At 61.8% G+C, this 19,048-nt stretch carries 21 protein-coding genes; 12 read left to right on the plus strand and 9 right to left on the minus strand.

The features are described from left to right. The first annotated feature begins 26 nt into the window (after positions 1-26). Entirely contained in the window at positions 27-584 is a 558-nt protein-coding gene (locus tag J3O30_RS21325; RefSeq protein WP_207584397.1) for a GNAT family N-acetyltransferase, read from the plus strand. Between the two features lie 63 nt (positions 585-647). On the opposite strand, the gene J3O30_RS21330 is transcribed toward J3O30_RS21325, so the two are convergent. From J3O30_RS21330 to acnA, 3 genes are all read right to left on the minus strand, one after another. After that, positions 648-1,049, minus strand: a complete 402-nt coding sequence (locus J3O30_RS21330; protein ID WP_164007576.1) for a DUF2794 domain-containing protein — start codon at positions 1,047-1,049, stop codon at positions 648-650. Positions 1,050-1,399: 350 nt separating this feature from the next. Next, positions 1,400-2,140 carry a thioredoxin family protein gene (locus J3O30_RS21335; RefSeq protein ID WP_207582147.1) on the minus strand — a complete coding sequence of 247 codons (741 nt, stop codon included), beginning with the start codon at positions 2,138-2,140 and terminating at the stop codon, positions 1,400-1,402. A gap of 235 nt (positions 2,141-2,375) precedes the next feature. Next, complete coding sequence (gene acnA / locus J3O30_RS21340) at positions 2,376-5,066, minus strand: aconitate hydratase AcnA (RefSeq protein WP_207582148.1); 2,691 nt, start codon at positions 5,064-5,066, stop codon at positions 2,376-2,378. Between the two features lie 261 nt (positions 5,067-5,327). Here acnA and ccmA point away from each other — a divergent pair, with 261 nt between their 5' ends. The 5 genes from ccmA (at position 5,328) to J3O30_RS21365 (ending at position 8,461) form a co-directional block, all read left to right on the plus strand. Further along, positions 5,328-5,975 carry a heme ABC exporter ATP-binding protein CcmA gene (gene ccmA, locus J3O30_RS21345; protein WP_207582149.1) on the plus strand — a complete coding sequence of 216 codons (648 nt, stop codon included), beginning with the start codon at positions 5,328-5,330 and terminating at the stop codon, positions 5,973-5,975. A 241-nt stretch (positions 5,976-6,216) separates the two neighbouring features. After that, positions 6,217-6,876, plus strand: coding sequence for a heme exporter protein CcmB (gene ccmB, locus J3O30_RS21350; protein ID WP_207582150.1), 660 nt, complete (start codon positions 6,217-6,219; stop codon positions 6,874-6,876). A gap of 47 nt (positions 6,877-6,923) precedes the next feature. Then, positions 6,924-7,685 (plus strand): heme ABC transporter permease, encoded by a 762-nt coding sequence (locus J3O30_RS21355; protein ID WP_207582151.1) that lies wholly within the window; start codon positions 6,924-6,926, stop codon positions 7,683-7,685. 3 nt (positions 7,686-7,688) lie between these two features. Continuing rightward, a complete protein-coding gene (gene ccmD, locus J3O30_RS21360; RefSeq protein WP_207582152.1) occupies positions 7,689-7,856 on the plus strand; it encodes a heme exporter protein CcmD in 168 nt (55 codons plus the stop codon). Beyond that, entirely contained in the window at positions 7,853-8,461 is a 609-nt protein-coding gene (locus tag J3O30_RS21365) for a DsbE family thiol:disulfide interchange protein (RefSeq protein ID WP_207582153.1), read from the plus strand. Before ccmD ends, J3O30_RS21365 begins: the two co-directional genes overlap by 4 nt. 4 nt (positions 8,462-8,465) lie before the next feature. On the opposite strand, the gene J3O30_RS21370 is transcribed toward J3O30_RS21365, so the two are convergent. The 6 genes from J3O30_RS21370 to J3O30_RS21395 all read right to left on the minus strand — a co-directional run bounded on the left by J3O30_RS21370 (position 8,466) and on the right by J3O30_RS21395 (position 13,926). Then, on the minus strand, positions 8,466-9,056 hold the full coding sequence (locus J3O30_RS21370) for a DUF2585 domain-containing protein (RefSeq protein WP_207582154.1): 591 nt from the start codon (positions 9,054-9,056) through the stop codon (positions 8,466-8,468). Beyond that, positions 9,053-9,697, minus strand: coding sequence for a septation protein A (locus J3O30_RS21375; protein ID WP_007632438.1), 645 nt, complete (start codon positions 9,695-9,697; stop codon positions 9,053-9,055). The genes J3O30_RS21370 and J3O30_RS21375 overlap by 4 nt, the downstream gene beginning before the upstream one ends. A 78-nt stretch (positions 9,698-9,775) precedes the next feature. Further along, positions 9,776-11,395 (minus strand): signal recognition particle-docking protein FtsY, encoded by a 1,620-nt coding sequence (gene ftsY / locus J3O30_RS21380; protein WP_207582155.1) that lies wholly within the window; start codon positions 11,393-11,395, stop codon positions 9,776-9,778. 17 nt (positions 11,396-11,412) lie between these two features. Beyond that, positions 11,413-12,687 (minus strand): tRNA (N(6)-L-threonylcarbamoyladenosine(37)-C(2))-methylthiotransferase MtaB, encoded by a 1,275-nt coding sequence (mtaB, locus tag J3O30_RS21385; protein WP_207582156.1) that lies wholly within the window; start codon positions 12,685-12,687, stop codon positions 11,413-11,415. Continuing rightward, on the minus strand, positions 12,684-13,589 hold the full coding sequence (gene dapF, locus J3O30_RS21390) for a diaminopimelate epimerase (RefSeq protein WP_207582157.1): 906 nt from the start codon (positions 13,587-13,589) through the stop codon (positions 12,684-12,686). Before dapF ends, mtaB begins: the two co-directional genes overlap by 4 nt. A 112-nt stretch (positions 13,590-13,701) precedes the next feature. Continuing rightward, on the minus strand, positions 13,702-13,926 hold the full coding sequence (locus J3O30_RS21395) for a hypothetical protein (protein ID WP_207584398.1): 225 nt from the start codon (positions 13,924-13,926) through the stop codon (positions 13,702-13,704). 502 nt (positions 13,927-14,428) lie between these two features. Between J3O30_RS21395 and ffh the strand changes: the two genes are divergently transcribed. From ffh to rplS, 6 genes are all read left to right on the plus strand, one after another. Then, positions 14,429-16,015: a signal recognition particle protein gene (gene ffh, locus J3O30_RS21400; RefSeq protein WP_207582158.1), complete on the plus strand. Its 1,587-nt coding sequence runs from the start codon at positions 14,429-14,431 to the stop codon at positions 16,013-16,015. A 16-nt stretch (positions 16,016-16,031) separates the two neighbouring features. Continuing rightward, positions 16,032-16,352, plus strand: coding sequence for a chorismate mutase (locus J3O30_RS21405; protein WP_003543666.1), 321 nt, complete (start codon positions 16,032-16,034; stop codon positions 16,350-16,352). 45 nt (positions 16,353-16,397) lie between these two features. Further along, the gene (gene rpsP, locus J3O30_RS21410) at positions 16,398-16,769 is read left to right on the plus strand and encodes a 30S ribosomal protein S16 (protein WP_207582159.1); all 372 of its coding nucleotides are present in this window, start codon (positions 16,398-16,400) and stop codon (positions 16,767-16,769) included. 114 nt (positions 16,770-16,883) lie between these two features. Next, the gene (rimM, locus tag J3O30_RS21415) at positions 16,884-17,453 is read left to right on the plus strand and encodes a ribosome maturation factor RimM (RefSeq protein ID WP_007632422.1); all 570 of its coding nucleotides are present in this window, start codon (positions 16,884-16,886) and stop codon (positions 17,451-17,453) included. Positions 17,454-17,457: 4 nt separating this feature from the next. After that, a complete protein-coding gene (gene trmD / locus J3O30_RS21420) occupies positions 17,458-18,159 on the plus strand; it encodes a tRNA (guanosine(37)-N1)-methyltransferase TrmD (protein WP_207582160.1) in 702 nt (233 codons plus the stop codon). A gap of 213 nt (positions 18,160-18,372) precedes the next feature. Beyond that, entirely contained in the window at positions 18,373-18,915 is a 543-nt protein-coding gene (gene rplS, locus J3O30_RS21425) for a 50S ribosomal protein L19 (protein WP_207582161.1), read from the plus strand. Positions 18,916-19,048 lie beyond the last annotated feature (133 nt).

Genomic DNA, 19,048 nt, shown 5'->3' on the forward strand with positions numbered 1-19,048 from the left:
TGCCCTCCGATGGACCTGCCGCCGAAATGTCCTTCCTCCTGCGCAATGCTTCCGAAGCCGATATCCCCGCCATCGCCGAAATCTATCGCGAATCCGTCCTGAACGGCACGTCGAGCTATGAGATCACGCCGCCGTCCGAGGCTGAGATGGCGCAGCGGTTTGCGGCGATCGTCGGCCAGCAATATCCCTATATCGCCGCAGCCGATGCTGACGGAAACCTGCTCGGCTACGCCTATGCCTCGGCCTTTCGCGTCCGCCCGGCCTATCGCTGGATAGTCGAGGATTCGATCTATCTGGCGCCCGAAGCCCGCGGCCGCGGCATCGGCAAAGCATTGATGACCGAGCTGATCGACCGCTGCACCGGTCTCGGTTTTCGTCAGATGATCGCGGTCATCGGCGGCGCCAGCCCCGCCTCGATCGCGCTTCATCTCAAGGCGGGCTTCGTGGAGGTCGGCCTGATGCGGGGGGCCGGCTACAAGCATGGCCGCTGGCTGGATACGATGCTCATGCAGCGCGTCCTCGGCGAGGGTATGACGACCGATCCGGATCCGTCCATCTATCCCGGCACGCTGTTTGCCGGCTGATGCATGTCGCCCGGAAGTGTGCAGCGGTTCCGGGATAACGACATGCAGAAAAAGTGTTTCGGCTTACTTATCGACCAGCTTCAGCGCCTTGTCGAACACCTTCAACACCTGGTTCAACTCGTGACCGCGCTTCAGAATGGTGCCGTGGACGTTGATCACCGAATAGGCGCCCTGCTTGGCGGCAAGCTTGGGATTTTTCTCGACGCGGAAGAGCGGCATTTCACCGGAGCGTTTGAAGACGGAAAATACCGCCCTGTCTTTCAGATGATCGATGGCGTAGTCGCGCCATTCGCCGTCACCGACCATACGGCCGTAGATCCAGAGGATCGCATCCAGTTCGCGCCGATGAAAGGTCACCGGAAGTGGATCTTTGCTTTGCTTGTATTCCCTGAGATCGACGACGACTGAGGAACTATTGTCGACGGAACGGCTTTCGCCGTGTCGCAAATCCGGCTGATCTGTCATTCAGTCTCCGAGGCCTCTGCATGTGACAGGAGAGTGACAGTGTGCCCGAGCCGCCGCAAATTGCAAGAGTGCCGGCCGTCACATTCGGCCGCACTCCAGCGCCGCGCGTTGGACGCGCAAGGATGCCGTAGCACTTTGAATCGGCGCATCGTCCGATGCGCATAATAGCGTTGTCGCTTTCTCGGTAGCGCCGCATTTCAGTCAAAACAGCGCCTCATTTGCAGGAGAATTATGAATCCCGGTTTGGCGCCAGCGCGCCAAAGGGCCCGGCGGAGCGTATCGACCTTAACCCCAGCCCCGAATACGCTCAGCCGGGCCGCCCGGTACTTCATCCGCAAGCGGATGAAATCTCAGATGTTTTTTCCAGCCATCACCACGGTCGCCCCAAGGATCGCAGCCGGATCGCCGTTGTCGGTCGCCGATTGCAGCAGGATCGCGCAGCCCTCGAGCTGCGGCCGCTGCAGGACACTGGCTGGCAGCGTCAGACTGGTCGCCTTGCCGTCCCACATGCCGACGGTTTCGACATTGGTGACGCTGTGCAGATAGGAAATCTTCTTTCCGCTGTTCTCGCCCTTTTCGACGTCGATGGTCTTTTCCTTGTCGAAATACACCATCACGACATTGGCTTTGCCCTGTCCCGCGCCGATCTTGATCTCCAGCTCGTCGCCGCGCATCGACGCGCTGATGGGGACGGTCAGCCCGTTGCCTTCGCCGCTATAGGTATCGAGCTTGCCGTTGATACCGTTGAGATCGGCGCCGGCCAGATGACCGCGCCCGTTGACGATGGCCTGCGGCGTGTAGACGTTGCTGCGGCCCATTGTCCTCGCATAGCCATATTGCCGCTCGGTGTTTTCCTTCGAGCTCAGCGTATCGGCCCAGCCGAGATAGTTCCAGTAATCGACATGATAGGCGAGCGCGATGACATCGCCCTGGCTCACCAGCTTACGGAAAGCAGCATCCGCGGGAGGACAGGAGGAGCAGCCCTGCGCCGTAAACAGTTCGACGACACCTTTCGGCGTGCCGTCTTCGGCCTGAAGCGGGCCTGAGAGAACAACGCCGGCGATCAGCGGAATCAGAAAACGGGGGGACATTCACCTGCACCTCTTTTTCAGCGCCGACGGCGTGTTCGACCGGAGGCCCTGACATATGAACGTACGAATAATCCTTCCGGATCCAAACGAAAAGTCACGAACGGGTGAGACGCAGCGCAACCGGAACCCGCATAAAACAAATCATCGTGAGGTCCCTCAAATACCGTCGCCGCAAAGAAAAGCCGCCGGAAAATGCTCTCCGGCGGCCATCATCATATTATGAAGCTCTTAACAATCAGGCAGCGAGATCGCGCAGAACCGTCTGCAGGATGCCGCCATTGTTGAGGTAGACCACCTCGTCGAGCGTATCGACGCGCGACAGCAGCGGAACTTCCTTCACAGTGCCGTCGCCATAGGTGATCTTGGCGATCTTCTTCTCGCGCGGCTTGATCTTTTCCAAGCCCTCGATGGTGACGAGCTCGTCGCCCTTCAGGCCGAGGCTCTGCCAGGTCGTACCCTCTTCGAAGACGAAAGGAATGATGCCCATGCCGACCAGGTTCGAGCGATGGATACGCTCGAAGGACTGGGCGACGACAGCCTTGACGCCGAGCAAATTGGTGCCCTTGGCAGCCCAGTCGCGCGAGGAGCCGTTGCCATATTCGACACCGGCGAAGATGACGAGCGGCACGCCTTCGGCCTTGTACTGCATCGCCGCGTCGTAGATCGAGGTCTCTTCCTTCGACGGGTAGTGGATGGTGTAGCCACCTTCCTTGCCGTTCGGGCCGAGCATATGGTTGCGGATGCGGATATTGGCGAAGGTGCCGCGCATCATCACTTCATGGTTGCCGCGGCGTGTGCCGTACTGGTTGAAGTCGGCAACGGCGACCTCATGGCCGAGCAGATAGGCACCTGCAGGGGATGCCGCTTTGATCGAACCGGCCGGCGAAATGTGGTCGGTGGTGATCTTGTCGCCGAACAGGCCAAGGACGCGGGCGCCCTTGATATCGGCGATGCCGGTGCCCTTCTTGCCCATGCCGACGAAGTAGGGCGGGTTCTGGACATAGGTCGAATCGTCGTCCCAGGCATAGGTCTGGCCCGGAGGAACCTGAACTGCCTGCCAGTTGACGTCGCCCTTGAAGACGTCGGCATACTTGCTTTCGTAAAGTTCGCGGGTCACGTATTTCTGGATGAACTCCTGCACCTCGTGCGAGGTCGGCCAGATATCCTTGAGATAAACCGGATTGCCGTTCTGGTCTTCGCCGATCGGCTCCTTGGTCAGATCCATCTGCACCGTACCGGCGAGCGCATAGGCGACGACGAGCGGCGGCGAAGCCAGGTAGTTCGCCTGCACGTCGGGCGAAATGCGGCCTTCGAAGTTGCGGTTGCCGGAAAGGACGCCGGAAACGATCAGGCCCTTGTCGTTGATCGTCTTCGAGATCGGCGCCGGCAGCGGGCCGGAATTGCCGATGCAGGTGGTGCAGCCGAAGCCGACGAGGTTGAAGCCGAGCTTGTCGAGATCGGCTTGCAGGCCTGACGTGGCAAGATATTCGCCGACGACTTGCGATCCCGGTGCCAGCGAGGTCTTCACCCAGGGCTTCGTCTTCAGGCCCTTGGCTACGGCGTTGCGAGCCAGAAGCCCGGCAGCGATCAGTACCGACGGATTGGAAGTGTTGGTGCACGAGGTGATGGCAGCGATCGCCACGTCGCCATGGCCGAGATCGAAATCCGTGCCTTCGACGGCGTAGCGGTTGTTGAGCTGGCCCGGCTTCTTGTAATCGGCATCCATCGAGCCGGCAAAGCCGGTCGCGATGTTCTCGAGCGAGATGCGGCCTTCCGGACGCTTCGGGCCGGCCATCGACGGCACCACGTCGCCAAGATCGAGTTCCAGCGTATCGGTGAAGACGAGATCTGAACCGTCGCCATCACGCCACATGCCCTGGGCCTTCGAATAGGCCTCGACGAGAGCGATCCGGTCATGCGTGCGGCCGGACACGGTGAGGTAGTTGATAGTCTCGCCATCGACCGGGAAGAAGCCGCAGGTGGCGCCGTATTCCGGACCCATATTGCCGATCGTCGCGCGGTCGGCGAGCGGCATATTGTCCATGCCGGGGCCGAAGAATTCGACGAACTTCGAAACGACGCCCTTCTTGCGCAGCATCTGCACGACGGTGAGGACGAGGTCGGTCGCCGTGACGCCTTCCTTGAGCTTGCCGATCAGCTTGAAGCCGATGACTTCGGGCAACAGCATCGAGACCGGCTGGCCGAGCATCGCCGCCTCAGCTTCGATACCACCCACACCCCAGCCGAGCACGCCGAGACCGTTGATCATCGTCGTGTGGCTGTCGGTGCCGACGCAAGTATCCGGATAGGCGATCGTCTCGCCGTCCTCTTCCTTGGTCCAGACGGTCTGGCCGAGATATTCGAGATTGACCTGATGACAGATGCCGGTGCCGGGAGGCACGACGCGGAAATTCTTGAAGGCCTGCTGGCCCCATTTCAGAAAGCGGTAGCGCTCGCCGTTGCGCTGGTATTCCAGCTCGACATTCCTGGCGAAAGCCTGCGGCGTGCCGAATTCGTCGACGATGACCGAGTGGTCGATGACGAGATCGACGGGAACGAGCGGGTTGATCTTCTCGGGATCGCCGCCGAGCGACACCATCGCGTCGCGCATCGCGGCAAGATCGACGACGGCGGGAACGCCGGTGAAGTCCTGCATCAGCACGCGCGCCGGGCGGTAGGCGATTTCGTTTTCGACCGCACCCTTATTATTCAGCCATTCGGCAACAGCGAGGATATGCTCCTTGGTGACCGACTGGCCGTCTTCGAAGCGCAGCAGGTTTTCGAGCAGCACCTTCATCGAATAGGGAAGCTTCGAGACGCCGGCCAGACCGTTTGCCTCAGCCTTGGGCAGGCTGTAATAGACATAGTCCTTTCCACCAACGGAAAGGGTGGAACGACAATTGAAGCTGTCAAGAGATTTAGACACGAGAGACCCCGTTCTGATAGCCAACACAGTCGTGCGAACGCCTATGCACTTAATGCACATCAGGATGCGGGTACGGCCATTTCCGCTGTCCGCACGTGGAACAGATGCTCCAAGTTCGGCGCAAGGATGAAATTCACGCCGACCGCTGGCGTGGTTGCGGCTCTTATAGATAATTTCCTAAAAACTTGCCATACCCGAGCGCGGTCAAAATCGGAGATTTTTTGACCCCGCCGCGACCCGAAACGAAGAAAGAGCCGACGCATGCATCTCACCGCCGAAAATCTGGCTGCCAGGCGCGGTGAGGATCTCATTTTCGTTAACATTTCCTTTCACTTGGCAGCCGGCGAGGCGCTTGTGCTGACGGGAAGAAATGGATCGGGAAAGTCCACTTTGCTGCGGGTTGTCGCCGGCCTCCTGAGTCCGGAAAAAGGCGCCGTCATCTTCCATGACGGAGAGGGCGGAGACGACCGCCGTTCTTCCGAGGTCAGCCACTACCTTGGCCATCGAAATGCGATGAAGAATGAACTTACAGTTGCAGAAAACCTCGATTTCTGGCGCAGCTTTTTTGGCGGTATAGGAGGCTCTGCCGGTCTCTCCGTCGAGGACGCCGCTGACGCCGTCGGCCTTTCGGGGATCACCCACCTTCCCTTCGGTTACCTCTCCGCCGGCCAGCAGCGTCGATTCGCCTTCGCCAAGCTGCTCGTCGCCCATCGCCCCTTATGGATCCTCGATGAACCGACAGCCGCACTGGATGCCCGCGCCGACCAGCTGCTGGCCGAATTGATCGAAGCGCATCTGGCCAAAGGCGGCATCGTGCTGGCGGCGACGCATCAGCCGCTGGGGCTGAAGAATGCGCACGAGTTGAAGATGACCGGCTTTGCCGGTGTGGATCAGGGAGTGTGGGGATGATGGTTCGAGGCGTTGCACCCCCCCTCTGCCCTGCCGGGCATCTCCCCCACAAGGGGGGAGATCGGCCAGGGGCGGCCTCTTGCCCCAGTCAAACGCTGCAGATGGACGCGGCCGCTTGGCGCGCGATTAAGATTTCTCGAAGCCCATGCATCGTGCCGATCTCCCCCCTTGTGGGGGAGATGCCCGGCAGTGCAGAGGGGGGTGCCGCCCCGACCACAACTCATGCAAAGAGCCGCCCCGCATGACCGCCCTCTTCCTTCGCGACCTCAAACTCTCCATCCGCGCCGGCGGCGGCGCGCTGATTGGCGTGCTGTTCTTCCTGACCATTGTCGCCGTCATCCCCTTCGGGGTCGGTCCGGACCTCAAGCTGCTTTCGCGCATTGGCCCCGCCATCGTCTGGATCGGCGCGCTGCTCGCCGCCCTTCTTGGCCTAGACCGCCTGTTCCAGGCCGAGCGCGATGACGGATCGCTCGACCTGATGCTGATGCAGGAAACACCGCTCGTCCTGACCGTCCTGGTCAAATGCTTCGCCCACTGGACCGCCACCAGCCTGCCGCTGGTCATCGCCTCGCCGCTGCTCGGCCTCTTCATGAACATGGACGAGAGGGCGATCGGCGCGACCGCGCTGACGCTGCTTGTCGGCTCGCCCGCCATCACCTTCATCGGCGCTGTCGGCGCCGCCGTCGCCGTGGCATTGCCCCGCGGCGGTCTGCTGGTCTCGATCCTCGTGTTGCCGCTGACCATCCCGGTGCTGATCTTCGGTGTCAGCGCCACCTATGCCGCCGTCGAGGATCCCGCCCCGTTCCTGCCGCCCTTTCTCATCCTCATCGCGCTGACGCTGTTCTTCGCGGTCATCGGCCCGGCTGCCGCGGCCCTTGCGCTGCGAAACACGGCGGATTGATTGGCATCCGATTGCGGGAAAAGTCGGATCACGGTAAGGAAGCGAACATGAGCCAAACCAGCCTTGCCATCAGCAAATTCAGCGACCTCGCCAACCCGACCCGGTTCTTGGCGCTGGCGGCGCGCGTCATTCCCTGGCTGGCCGGCATTACCGCCCTCTGTTTCGCGATCGGCCTCTATCTCAGCTTCTCCACAGAAGGTGATTACCAGCAGGGCGAAACCGTGCGCATCATGTACATCCATGTGCCCGCGGCCTGGCTTGCGATGATGTGCTACACGGTCATGAGCATCTCGGCGATCGGCACGCTGGTCTGGCGCCATCCGCTCGCCGACGTTGCCGCCAAGGCCGCAGCGCCGCTCGGCGCCGCCTTTACCCTGCTTGCGCTTGTCACCGGCTCGCTCTGGGGCAAGCCGATGTGGGGCACCTGGTGGGTTTGGGATGCGCGATTGACCTCGGTTTTCGTTCTCTTCCTGATGTATCTCGGCCTGATTGCGCTCAGCCGCGCCATTGACGATCCGTCGAGAGCCGCACGTGTCAGCGCCGTGCTCATCCTCGTCGGCTTCGTCAACATCCCGATCATCAAGTTCTCGGTCGAGTGGTGGAATACGCTGCATCAATCGGCAAGCGTGATGCGCCTCGATGGCCCGGCGATCGATCCGGAATTCCTGCGTCCGCTCTTCGTCATGGCGATCGCCTTTACCCTGCTTTTTTTCACGCTGCATATCATGGCGATGCGCAACGAGATCTGGCGCCGCCGCATTGCCGCCCAGCGCCGTCTTGCCGCCCGCCTTGCGAGCCGGGAGGAATAGCCGGTGACGCATGCCTTCTACGTCTACGCTTCCTATGGCTTTGCGGCGCTCCTGACGGTCGTCGTAACGCTATGGACCTGGGCCGACGGTCTAGCCCGCCGCCGTGAACTCGCAGCGCTCGAAGCCGCGGGCATTCGCCGCCGCTCGGCGCGCGCAAAGGACGGCGAATGAGCGAGACGCCTGAAACCACCACCGCCAAACCGCGCGGACTTGGCCGCTACGCGCTGGCGCTTCTGCCGCTGATCGTCTTCGGCGGCATTGCCGCAACGGCAGCAAAGATGCTCTACGACCAGGATTTCCACGGCAAGAACATCGCCGAAATCCCCTCCGCCCTGATCGGCACCAAGGCGCCGGCGCTGAACCTGCCGCCGCTCGCTGGCGCCAACCTGCCGGCGCTGACCGATGCCGCCGTCAACGGCAAGCTGACCCTCGTCAACGTCTTCGCCTCGTGGTGCATCCCCTGCCGGGACGAACATCCTGTTTTGAAAGAGCTGGCGAAAGACCGACGGCTGAACATCGTCGCCATCAACTACAAGGATAAGAGCGACAACGCCGTGCGTTTCCTCGGTGAGCTTGGCAACCCCTATCAGGCGATCGGCATCGATCCGAACGGCAAGGCAGCGATCGACTGGGGTGTCTACGGCATTCCGGAAAGTTACCTCGTCGGCCCCGACGGCACGATCCTCTATAAACGCGTCGGCCCCTTCGACGATATCAGCCTGAAGGAAGGGCTGTTTCCAGCGATGGAAAAGGCATTGGGGAAGCCGGTTTCGTAAGAGCTTACGCGCCGCCGCCCTGCCAGACCTTGATCGCCTCCACCGGCCAGATCAGCATCACCACGTTGAGGGTCAGGTTGTCGCGGATCATGTAGCCGGTGAAAATCTCGAAGAAGATGGCGATCGCAACCGTGAGCGCCACTGGCGCACGCGCTGCGAAGAAGAAACCGACGCACATGAAGACGGTATCCATCGCCGAATTCAGGATGCTGTCGCCGTAATAGTCGAGCGCGATCGTCGCCGTACGGTAGCGGTCGATGATCAGAGGCGAATTCTCCAGCAGTTCCCAGCCGGATTCGATGAACAGCGCCAGCAGCAGCTTCGCTGCCAGCGGTTTGCGGCGCAGGATCAGATGCCCGAGCCCGTAGAACAGGAAGCCGTGGATGATATGCGACGGCGTGTACCAATCCGACAGGTGCTGCGAATTGCCGCTGGTATTGACCCCGCCCTCCCACAACTTGACGTAGCCGCAGGCGCAGATCGGCACGCGGCCCATCATATATTCGGCGACGATCTGGGCGACCAGCACAGCAAGGCAGGCGACAAACCAGAAGGTCTGGTGTCTGGCCCGATATTCGACGTCTGCCGCGCTCACTTCTCGCCGTCCGTTTCCAGGTTGATGCTATGTTTGAGCACCAGCGGCATCTGCGCCAGCGTGAAGATGATGGTGATCGGCATCGTGCCCCAGACCTTGAAGGCGACCCAGGTACCGTCGGAGAAATTGCGCCAGACGACCTCGTTCAGCACGGCGAGAAACAGGAAGAAGATGCCCCAGCGAATGGTGAGCTTGCGCCAGCCCTCCGGATCGAGCTGAAAGGCGGCATTGAAGACGTAGCCGAGCAGCGACCTGCCGAAGGCAAGCCCACCAAGCAGCGCCACCCCGAAGAGCGCGTTGACGATGGTCGGCTTCATCTTGATGAATGTCTCGTTCTGCAGGTAGATGCCGAGCGCCCCGAAGATCAGCACCACGATGCCGGAGACGAACGGCATGATCGGCAGATGGCCGAGCACAATCTTCGAAACGATCAGCGAAATCGCCGTCGCCGCCATGAAAAGCCCGGTTGCGACGAACAGCGGACCACCCAGCTCCGAAAGAGCAGGAAACCGTTCCACCAGCCACTGGCCGCGCAGATTGGCGAAGAAGAAGATCAGCAGCGGCCCGAGTTCCAGTGCCAGTTTCAGCAACGGGTGATGCCGGTCGGCCGCGGTCGGGGTAATATCGCTTTCGGTGCTCATGCGTCCTTCAAACCTGCTATTCCTGAAAACCTGATTGCCGGCCGTGCCTTGCACGCTTTCGGCGGCATATCTGTGGCATCATTGGGGAAGTCCGGCAATGGCATGAGCGAAATCCTCAGCCTCGAACGGTTCCAGATCCTCGACGCCCTCGCCGATCCCGATGAAATAGACCGGCAGCTTATGCTTGGCGGAAATGGCAACGAGAATGCCGCCGCGCGCCGTGCCGTCGAGCTTGGTCATGATCAGCCCATTGACGCCGGCGACGTTGCGGAAGATCTCGACCTGGCTGAGCGCATTCTGCCCGGTGGTGGCGTCGAGCGTCTGCAGCACGGTGTGCGGAGCATCGGGATCGAGCTTGCCAAGCACGCGGACGATCTTCTCGAGCTCGGCCATCAGCTCGGCCTTGTTCTGCAGCCGGCCGGCGGTATCGACGATCAGCACGTCGCATTTTTTTGCTTTCGCCAGTTCGAAGGCGTCATAGGCAAGGCCGGCGGCATCGGCGCCGAGTTTGGTGCCGATGAATTCGGATTTCGTCCGGTCGGCCCAGATTTTCAGCTGCTCGATTGCCGCGGCGCGAAAGGTGTCGCCGGCAGCCAGCATCACCTTCAGCCCGGCGCCGGAGAGCTTCGCCGCGAGTTTGCCGATCGTCGTCGTCTTGCCGGTGCCGTTGACGCCGACGACGAGGATGACATGCGGCTTGTGCGACAGGTCGAGTTGCAGCGGCTTGGCGACCGGCTTCAGAACCTTGGCGATTTCGGACGCCATGATCCGGCTGACGTCCTCGCCGGTGACATCCTTGCCATAACGCTCGGAAGCCAGGGTATCGGTGACCCGCATGGCGGTCTCGACGCCAAGATCGGCCTGGATCAGCAGGTCTTCCAGATCCTGCAGCGTCTCGTCATCAAGCTTGCGCTTGGTAAAGAGCGCGGTGATCTGGCCGGTCAGCTGCGAGGAGGTGCGTGCAAGGCCGTTGCGCAGGCGCTGGAACCAGCTGAGTTTCGGCTGCGGGAGAATGGGTTCCGGCGCGACGATTGCCGGCCCGGTGGCAAAGCCTTTGGGAAGACTGGGAGATTCCGGCTTCGGCTGTTCGGCGATCGTCTCGGAAGGCTCGGTGGATGTGATACCCCCCTCTGCCCTGCCGGACATCTCACCCACAAGGGGGGAGATCGGCTGAACGGAAATGTCTTCTTCTACATTGATCTCAGCAGAAATTTCCTCTGAGAGCGCTTCTGCGACTTCCGCTGTCCCTTCGACCGAAGCCGGCGCGTCAGCCTCCGAACGATCTCCCCCCTTGTGGGGGAGATGTCCCGAAGGGACAGAGGGGGGTGCTTCCGCAGCGTTGCCGTTGGTCGGCTGGGTTTCCGTCTCCGCTTCTGCGGTGGCCTCGGCCTCCAGCAGCGAAAGCGGCACCACACCCATGTCGCTCAACTGGTCAGCAGGGGGCAGGATAGCGGGTTCGGCATCATCCTCGCCGGCAGGCTCCTCCGCCCCGCCCTGTCCGACATCGGCAGCCGGGCCGCCAGCCGTATCCATTTCCTCGGCGAGAACCGGATCATCGGCAAGCGGCAGATGCTCTTCGCGCGAATGCGGCTCAAGTTCTGCTTGCAGCGCCTTTACGTCGACAGTCTCTACCGTATCTGTCTCCGCCGGCTTGTCCTTGCCGAAGGTGAAGACCTTTTTGATAAAACTGAGCGCCATGGGGATTCCGTGAGAAGTCAGGCCGCCTCTGCGGCCGTCAATTGCATGTCGAGATGCTTGCCATTGTGGCCGGTGATCGTGGCCGGCACAAGTTCGCCGGGACGAAGGCCGGGTGCCGCGGCAAGCGTGAAGTTTTCCGTATGCGCCAGGCCGCTGTTTTCGACAAGCAGCCATTGCCGGCTGCCGATCATGCTGTCGAGATGGGCTTGATGGAGCCTATGTCCAGTGGCACGCAGCCTGGCGGCGCGCTCCTTGACCTGCGACCGGTCGAGCTGCGGCATGCGGGCTGCCGGCGTGCCGGGACGGGGGCTGTAGGGGAAGACGTGCAGATGCGCGATGTCGGCCTCTTCGGCCAGCCGCACGGCATTTTCGAACATCTCTTCGGTTTCGGTGGGAAAGCCGGCGATCATGTCGGCGCCGAAGCTCATATTGGGGCGAAGGCGGCGCGCCTCCTCGATGAAACGCAGCGCATCGGCGCGCAAATGTCGGCGCTTCATCCGCTTCAGGATCATGTCGTCGCCATGCTGCAGCGACAGATGCAGGTGCGGCATGAAGCGGGACTCGTCGGCGATGAGATCCATCAGGTGGGCATCGGCCTCGATGCTGTCGATCGAGGAAAGCCGCAGGCGGCGAATATCCGGAAGCTGTTTCAGCAGCGTCTTCGCCAGAAATCCGAGCGTCGGCGCCCCCGGCAGATCGCCGCCATAACTTGTGGCGTCGACGCCGGTCAGCACGATCTCGCGATACCCGCTGTCGACGAGCTTGCGGGCCTGGTCGACGACCGCTCCCATCGGCACGGAGCGGGAATTGCCGCGGCCATAGGGGATGATGCAGAAGGTGCAGCGGTGGTCGCAGCCATTCTGCACCTGGATAAAGGCGCGCACATGGCCGTCGATATGCCTGACCATCTGCGGCGCCGTCGCCTTGACGCTCATGATATCGTTGACACGGAGTTTCTCTTCGGCCGAAACGCCGAAGTCCGGCAGGCTGCGATAGGAGCCGCTCGAAAGCTTCTCCTCGTTGCCGAGCACGGCATCGACCTCTGCCATCGCGGCGAAGGTCTCTTTCTCAGTCTGTGCGGCGCAGCCGGTGACGATGATGCGGGCATGCGGATTGTCGCGTCGCACCCGGCGGATCGCCTGGCGGGCCTGGCGCACAGCCTCACCGGTGACCGCACAAGTATTGACCAGGACGGCGTTGTTGAGCCCGGCCTTCTCAGCCTGCGCCTTCATCACTTCCGATTCATATGTGTTGAGGCGGCAGCCGAAGGTAATGACCTCGATGCCGCTCACTGTGCCTCCGCCTCTGGGGTACCATCGCGTGACCAGAGACCGGTCGAAGGATCGACCCTGCCCGACCATTCCCATTCGGCTGGGCCGGTCATGATGACATGGTCGTCGCGCTCGCGCCATTCGATCGAAAGCGTGGCCGGCGGCTTGGCGCTTGCGACGTTGACCGTCACCTTGCGGCCGGTGCGGCCGGTGCGTGCGGCGCTGACAGCGGCGGAACAGGCCGCCGAGCCGCAGGCGAGCGTCAGCCCGGCGCCGCGCTCCCAGGTGCGCGTCGTGATCGATGTCGGCGAGGTCACCTGCGCCAGCGTGATATTGGCGCGCTCGGGAAACATCGGATGGTTTTCCAGCAGCGGTCCGAAGCGGGCGAGATCGTGGGACATCACGTCCCGATCCACCCAGAAGATCGCATGCGGATTGCCCATCGACATCACCGAGGGCGAATGCAGCACCGGATTGTCGATCGGTCCGATCTGTAGTTCGATGCGGCTGGTATCGTGGAATTCTTCGGCGAGCGGGATCCTGTTCCAATCGAACACCGGCCGGCCCATATCTACCGAGACCGTCCCGTCCTCGTGCTCGACGGCGTTGAGGATGCCGGCGACCGTCTGGAAGGTGAAGGCCTTCCGGCCGGTCTCGGCGGCCAGCGCCTGCACGACGCAGCGCGTGCCGTTGCCGCAAGCCTGCGCCTTCGAACCGTCGGAATTCAAGATATCGATGAAGGCGTCGGTGCCCTCGGCCTTCGGATCATGGATCGCCATGATCTGGTCGAACTCGGTCTGCGGATCGACATTGAGCGCAACCGCCGCCGCAGGCGTCACCTTGTCCGGCCGGCCGCGCATGTCGACAACCAGGATCTTGTTGCCAAGCCCGTTCATCCTCGCGAATTCGACCGTTGCGCTCATGATATCATCCGTCCGTCTTTCCGGTGTATATGGCGGAAATGCGAAAGAATTACCAGTGGGATGAGTGCCGGGCAGACGCTGTGGCCCGCCGACCCTTCAAGCCGGTTCGGCTTTACCGCTCGGCGCCGTCTGGATCGAAGGACGCGGCATGCGCCTCGACAATAGCTGCGGTGATGACCTTTCTCAGCTCGTAGACCAGCGAGCGGGACCGCTTGCGATCCAGATCCTGTGCCGCCTTTGCAAGGTTCAGGCCTTCGTTCAAAACAATATGATGGGCCCGCGCCAGCGCCCAGCTCTCAATATCAGGATTTAACATTCGATATCTCCGCCGATTCATCGGCATCAAGGATATTCACGAATCATTTTACAGGACGCACTTAAGTAGAAAGTAGAATCACAAGCGGAATAATTTGCAACTGGCCGCTACAGCGAATTCGAACGACTGAGCGGAATTTTGAGCGGTAAAATCTGAAAACCGGCAGAATTCGCCGGCAGAATCGCAAGTCCAATACATCGGTTCAATCGACGATCGACTGCGTTGTTTCTTCAGGACGGCACCGTCGCGTACGCCGACATCACGCGACTTCTGAAAAATCGCGACGAGCCGTTGCCCCATCTGCCTTGACTTTCCCGCGCGTTTCCTGTTTATCCCGCCCAATCCGCGACGAGCCGCATGACTCCGAGCCGCCGACCGGGACCTGAGATCCCGGAGGTCAACACCCGACAGCGCGATGCGCCCTCGGGTGCTTTTTGGCTTTGCGTCTTGTTTTCGTCAAGGAAAAGCACGACGTTTCCGGGCATATCCGACCCCCCGCCCGAAACGTATCAAGGAAGAGCCGATGTTTGAAAACCTCCAGGACCGTCTTGGATCCATTCTGAATGGACTGACAGGCCGTGGCGCGCTTTCGGAAGCCGATGTTTCCGCAGCGCTGCGCGAGGTTCGCCGTGCTTTGCTGGAGGCGGACGTCGCTCTCGACGTCGTGCGCTCCTTTACCGACCGCGTGCGTGAAAAGGCCGTCGGCGCCGAGATCCTGAAGTCGATCAAGCCCGGCCAGATGGTCGTCAAGATCGTCCATGACGAACTGATCGAGATGCTGGGCGGCGAAGGTGTCGGCATCGACCTGCATGCGGCGGCCCCCGTCGTCGTCATGATGGTCGGCCTGCAGGGCTCCGGCAAGACGACGACGACGGCCAAGATCGCCCACCGCCTGTCGACGCGCGATAAGAAGAAAGTGCTGATGGCGTCGCTCGACACGCGCCGTCCGGCAGCCCAGGAGCAACTTCGCCAGCTCGGCGCCCAGGCCAATATCGACACGCTGCCTGTCATATCAGGCCAGTCGCCGACCGATATCGCCGCCCGCGCCGTCCAGGCGGCCAAGCTCGGCGGCCATGACGTCGTCATCCTCGATACCGCCGGCCGCACCCATATCGACGAGCCCTTGATGGCCGAGATGGCCGACATCAAGAAGCGCTCGAACCCGCATGAAATCCTGCTGGTCGCCGACAGCCTCACCGGTCAGGACGCCGTCAACCTCGCCCGCAGTTTCGACGAGCGCGTCGGCATCACCGGCCTGGTGCTGACCCGCATGGACGGCGACGGTCGCGGCGGTGCTGCCCTTTCGATGCGCGCCGTCACCGGCAAGCCGATCAAGCTGATCGGCGTCGGCGAGAAGATGAGCGAGCTCGAGGAGTTCCATCCCCGCCGCATCGCTGACCGCATCCTCGGCATGGGCGACATCGTTTCGCTCGTCGAGCGCGCGGCCGAGAATATCGACGCCGAGAAGGCGGCCGCCATGGCCGCCAAGATGGCCAAGGGCAAATTCGACCTTGACGACCTCGCCGACCAGCTGCGCCAGATGCAGAAGATGGGCGGTATGGGCGGCATTATGGGGATGATGCCCGGCATGTCGGGCATGAAGGACAAGATGGCCGCAGCCGGCCTCGACGACCGGCTTTTCGGCCGTCAGATCGCCATCATCCAGTCGATGACCAAGGCCGAGCGCACCAATCCCGACCTGCTCAAGCATTCGCGCAAGAAGCGCATCGCCGCCGGCTCCGGCACCGATGCCGCCGCCATCAACAAACTTCTGAAGATGCACCGCCAGATGGCGGACATGATGAAGATGATGGGCGGCAAGGGCAAAGGCGGCATGATGAAGCAGATGATGGGCGGCCTTGCCGGCAAGATGGGGCTTGGCGGTGGCATGGGCGGTATGGGTGGCGGTATGCCCGATCTCTCGAATATCGATCCCCGGCAGCTCGAAGCCTTGCAGAAGCAGGCAGAAGCGGCGGGACTTGGAAAGCCGGGTGGGGGTATGCCCGGTCTCGGCGGTCTGCCGGGTGGTTTGTCGGGCCTCGGCGGCGCCAAGCTGCCGGGCCTTGGCGGTGGTTTCCCGGGATTGCCCGGATTGCCGAAGAAGAAGTGAAAGGATCGCTTGCCCCATGATTGATCCAAACGTCAAAGCCCAGCTCGCGAGCTATCGTCAGTCGATCGACAACATCGATGCCGCTCTCGTGCACATGCTGGCCGAACGCTTCCGCTGCACCAAAGAGGTCGGCGTGCTGAAGGCCAAATACAATCTGCCGCCGGCCGACCCGGCGCGCGAGGAATACCAGATCGAACGCCTTCGCCAGCTGGCGAAGGCTGCCAATCTGGACCCGGATTTCGCCGAGAAGTTCCTGAACTTCGTCATCAAGGAAGTCATCCGGCATCATGAGCAGATCGCTGCGGATCACGCTGAGCAGAGCGCCGCAGCCCGATAACCCCGCCTAATCAGGCGATCAAGAAAAGCCTAAGGAGTAAAGAACATGGCACTGAAAATTCGTCTCGCCCGCGGTGGCTCCAAGAAGCGCCCGTACTACCACGTCGTTCTCGCCGATGCGCGCAGCCCGCGTGACGGCCGCTTCCTCGAAAGCCTCGGTTCCTGGAACCCGATGCTTGCCAAGGACGATGAGAAGCGCGTTCAGCTGAACGCCGAGCGTATCAAGCATTGGATCGAACAAGGCGCCCAGCCGACCGATCGCGTTCTGCGCTTCCTCGATGAAGCCGGCGTTGCCAAGCGCGAAGTCAAGAACAACCCGGTCAAGGCAAAGCCTGGCAAGCGCGCCCAGGAACGCGCCGCCGAAAAGGCTCAGAAGGTTGCTGACGCCGACGCTGCTGCTGCCGACGCCGCGGAATAATCGGGACAGTCCCTTATCGAACGGGCGGCATGGCGACATGCCGCCCGTTTTCGTTTCCAATCGTCCGCACTTCGTTTATGAGAAACTGACTTTCGGCTTCACATGAAGGAACCCATGACAAAGCTTGAAAACCCCGTTCTGATGGCAACGATCGGTGGCGCGCAAGGCCTCCGGGGAGAGGTGCGTGCCAAGGCCTACACAGCCGATCCGAGCTCACTTGGCGACTACGGCCACCTGCACAGCATGGACGGCCGCAGCTTCGAAGTGCTGGAAATCCGCGAGACGAAGAATATCGTCGTCGTCCGTTTCCGCGGCGTCAACGACCGCAATGCCGCCGAGGCGCTGAACGGGCTTGAGCTCTATATCGAGCGCGACAACCTGCCGGACGAAGAACTGGAGGACGACGAGTTCTACTATGCCGATCTCGAAGGTCTCGAAGCACGCGACGACAAGGGCGTCAGCTATGGCACGGTCACCGGCGTCTTCGATTTCGGCGGCGGCGACCTGCTGGAACTCAAGGGTCCGGGCAAACGCCCGGTGCTAATCCCCTTCTCCGAAGCCTCGGTGCTGGAGATCGATCTCGAGGCCGGAACGCTGCTGATCGATCCACTGGCGGCAGGGCTGGTCGACGATTCCGAAGAGCTTTCGAAATTCACCGCGGACAAGCCGAAAAAGAAGAAGTAACGCCATGGCCTTCCGGGCGAGCGTGCTGACACTCTATCCGGAAATGTTTCCGGGGCATCTGGGCTTCTCGCTCGCCGGCAAGGCGATGGAGCGAGGGCAATGGTCGCTGGATGCAGTGCAAATCCGCGACTTCGCCACCGACAGGCACCGCACCGTCGACGACACTCCGGCTGGCGGCGGCGCCGGCATGGTGCTGAAACCCGACGTTCTCGCCCGTGCGATCGACAGCACCGCGGAAAATGATACCCGCCCGCGCCTGCTGATGAGCCCGCGCGGCCGGCCGCTGACGCAGGAGCGCGTACGCGAGCTTGCGGCCGGCAACGGCGTCATCATCGTCTGCGGCCGCTTTGAGGGCGTCGACCAGCGAGTGATCGAGGCGCGCGGACTGGAAGAGGTCTCGATCGGCGACTACGTGCTATCAGGCGGCGAGCCGGCGGCGCTGATCGTGCTCGACGCGATCATCCGCATCCTGCCCGGTGTCATGGGCAACGATCTTTCCGGCCTGCACGAAAGCTTCGAAGGCGGCCTTCTGGAACATCCCCACTATACCCGGCCGCAGGCTTGGGAAGGCCGGGAAATCCCCGCCATTCTCACCTCGGGCAACCACGGCGCCATCGAAAAATGGCGGCATCAGGAGGCGGTGCGGCTGACGCGGGAGCGACGGCCGGACCTGCTCGAAAAAGCTGAGAGTGACAAAAACGGCTGATTTCACGGCCTTTTTCACAAAAATGTCGTGCGAGGGATGACAAGCCCTGGGCTTTGGTGTATTGGCGCACGCGGAAATGGGGTTTATCCCCGTCTGCCAGCAAACAAAGAATGGCGAACCCGCTCCCGCCCGAAAGGGCAAAGTCCCGAGGCCAGTTCCAAAGGATCAGTGTCGAGCGCTCTGGCTGTTTCAGAAGAACCAAAGGTTAAGACGATGAACATCATTCAGCAGCTTGAGGCCGAACAGGTCGCCAAGATCGAAGCCAAGCGCACGCTTCCAGAATTTTCCCCGGGCGACACCCTCCGCGTCAACGTGAAGGTCACGGAAGGCACCCGTACCCGCGTTCAGGCCTATGAAGGCGTCTGCATCGCCCGCTCCGGCGGCGGCCTGCAGGAAAACTTCACGGTCCGCAAGATCTCGTACGGCGAAGGCGTCGAGCGCGTATTCCCGGTTTACTCGCCGATGATCGAAAGCGTCGACGTCGTTCGCCGTGGTAAGGTCCGTCGCGCCAAGCTTTATTACCTGCGCGACCGTCGCGGCAAGTCTGCCCGTATTGTTGAAGACACCGGCGTCCGCGCCCGCAAGCTTAACGACGCCGAGCGCGCCGCCATTGCCGAGGAAAAGGCACGCATCGAAGCTGAAAAGGTTGCAGCAGCCCAGGCGCTCGCCGCCGAGAAGGCAGTAGCAGAAGCAGCGGAAGCCAAGGCCGCTGCTGAAGCAGCAGCCGCTGCCGCCGCGGAACCGGCAGCAGAATAACATCTGCGTGACGCAGTCTTTGCTTGAAGCAAAATTCTTTGCTTGAAAAGGCGGCCTTCGGGTCGCCTTTTCTATTTTTTGCTTCGGCGTGCAGCAGGCGGCCTTGCCTCGGACCTATCTTCCATGACAGTTT

It is taken from the genome of Rhizobium sp. NZLR1, assembly GCF_017357385.1.
Lineage (GTDB): Bacteria > Pseudomonadota > Alphaproteobacteria > Rhizobiales > Rhizobiaceae > Rhizobium.

Bases quoted from the DNA above. Each gene is read 5' to 3' on its own strand.
- J3O30_RS21325 (WP_207584397.1), top strand. From the start codon at position 27: ATGTCCTTCCTCCTGCGCAATGCTTCCGAAGCCGATATCCCCGCCATC.
- J3O30_RS21330 (WP_164007576.1), bottom strand. From the start codon at position 1,049: ATGACAGATCAGCCGGATTTGCGACACGGCGAAAGCCGTTCCGTCGAC.
- J3O30_RS21335 (WP_207582147.1), bottom strand. From the start codon at position 2,140: ATGTCCCCCCGTTTTCTGATTCCGCTGATCGCCGGCGTTGTTCTCTCA.
- ccmA (WP_207582149.1), top strand. From the start codon at position 5,328: ATGCATCTCACCGCCGAAAATCTGGCTGCCAGGCGCGGTGAGGATCTC.
- ccmB (WP_207582150.1), top strand. From the start codon at position 6,217: ATGACCGCCCTCTTCCTTCGCGACCTCAAACTCTCCATCCGCGCCGGC.
- J3O30_RS21355 (WP_207582151.1), top strand. From the start codon at position 6,924: ATGAGCCAAACCAGCCTTGCCATCAGCAAATTCAGCGACCTCGCCAAC.
- J3O30_RS21365 (WP_207582153.1), top strand. From the start codon at position 7,853: ATGAGCGAGACGCCTGAAACCACCACCGCCAAACCGCGCGGACTTGGC.
- J3O30_RS21375 (WP_007632438.1), bottom strand. From the start codon at position 9,697: ATGAGCACCGAAAGCGATATTACCCCGACCGCGGCCGACCGGCATCAC.
- ftsY (WP_207582155.1), bottom strand. From the start codon at position 11,395: ATGGCGCTCAGTTTTATCAAAAAGGTCTTCACCTTCGGCAAGGACAAG.
- dapF (WP_207582157.1), bottom strand. From the start codon at position 13,589: ATGAGCGCAACGGTCGAATTCGCGAGGATGAACGGGCTTGGCAACAAG.
- J3O30_RS21395 (WP_207584398.1), bottom strand. From the start codon at position 13,926: ATGAATCGGCGGAGATATCGAATGTTAAATCCTGATATTGAGAGCTGG.
- ffh (WP_207582158.1), top strand. From the start codon at position 14,429: ATGTTTGAAAACCTCCAGGACCGTCTTGGATCCATTCTGAATGGACTG.
- J3O30_RS21405 (WP_003543666.1), top strand. From the start codon at position 16,032: ATGATTGATCCAAACGTCAAAGCCCAGCTCGCGAGCTATCGTCAGTCG.
- rpsP (WP_207582159.1), top strand. From the start codon at position 16,398: ATGGCACTGAAAATTCGTCTCGCCCGCGGTGGCTCCAAGAAGCGCCCG.
- rimM (WP_007632422.1), top strand. From the start codon at position 16,884: ATGACAAAGCTTGAAAACCCCGTTCTGATGGCAACGATCGGTGGCGCG.
- trmD (WP_207582160.1), top strand. From the start codon at position 17,458: ATGGCCTTCCGGGCGAGCGTGCTGACACTCTATCCGGAAATGTTTCCG.
- rplS (WP_207582161.1), top strand. From the start codon at position 18,373: ATGAACATCATTCAGCAGCTTGAGGCCGAACAGGTCGCCAAGATCGAA.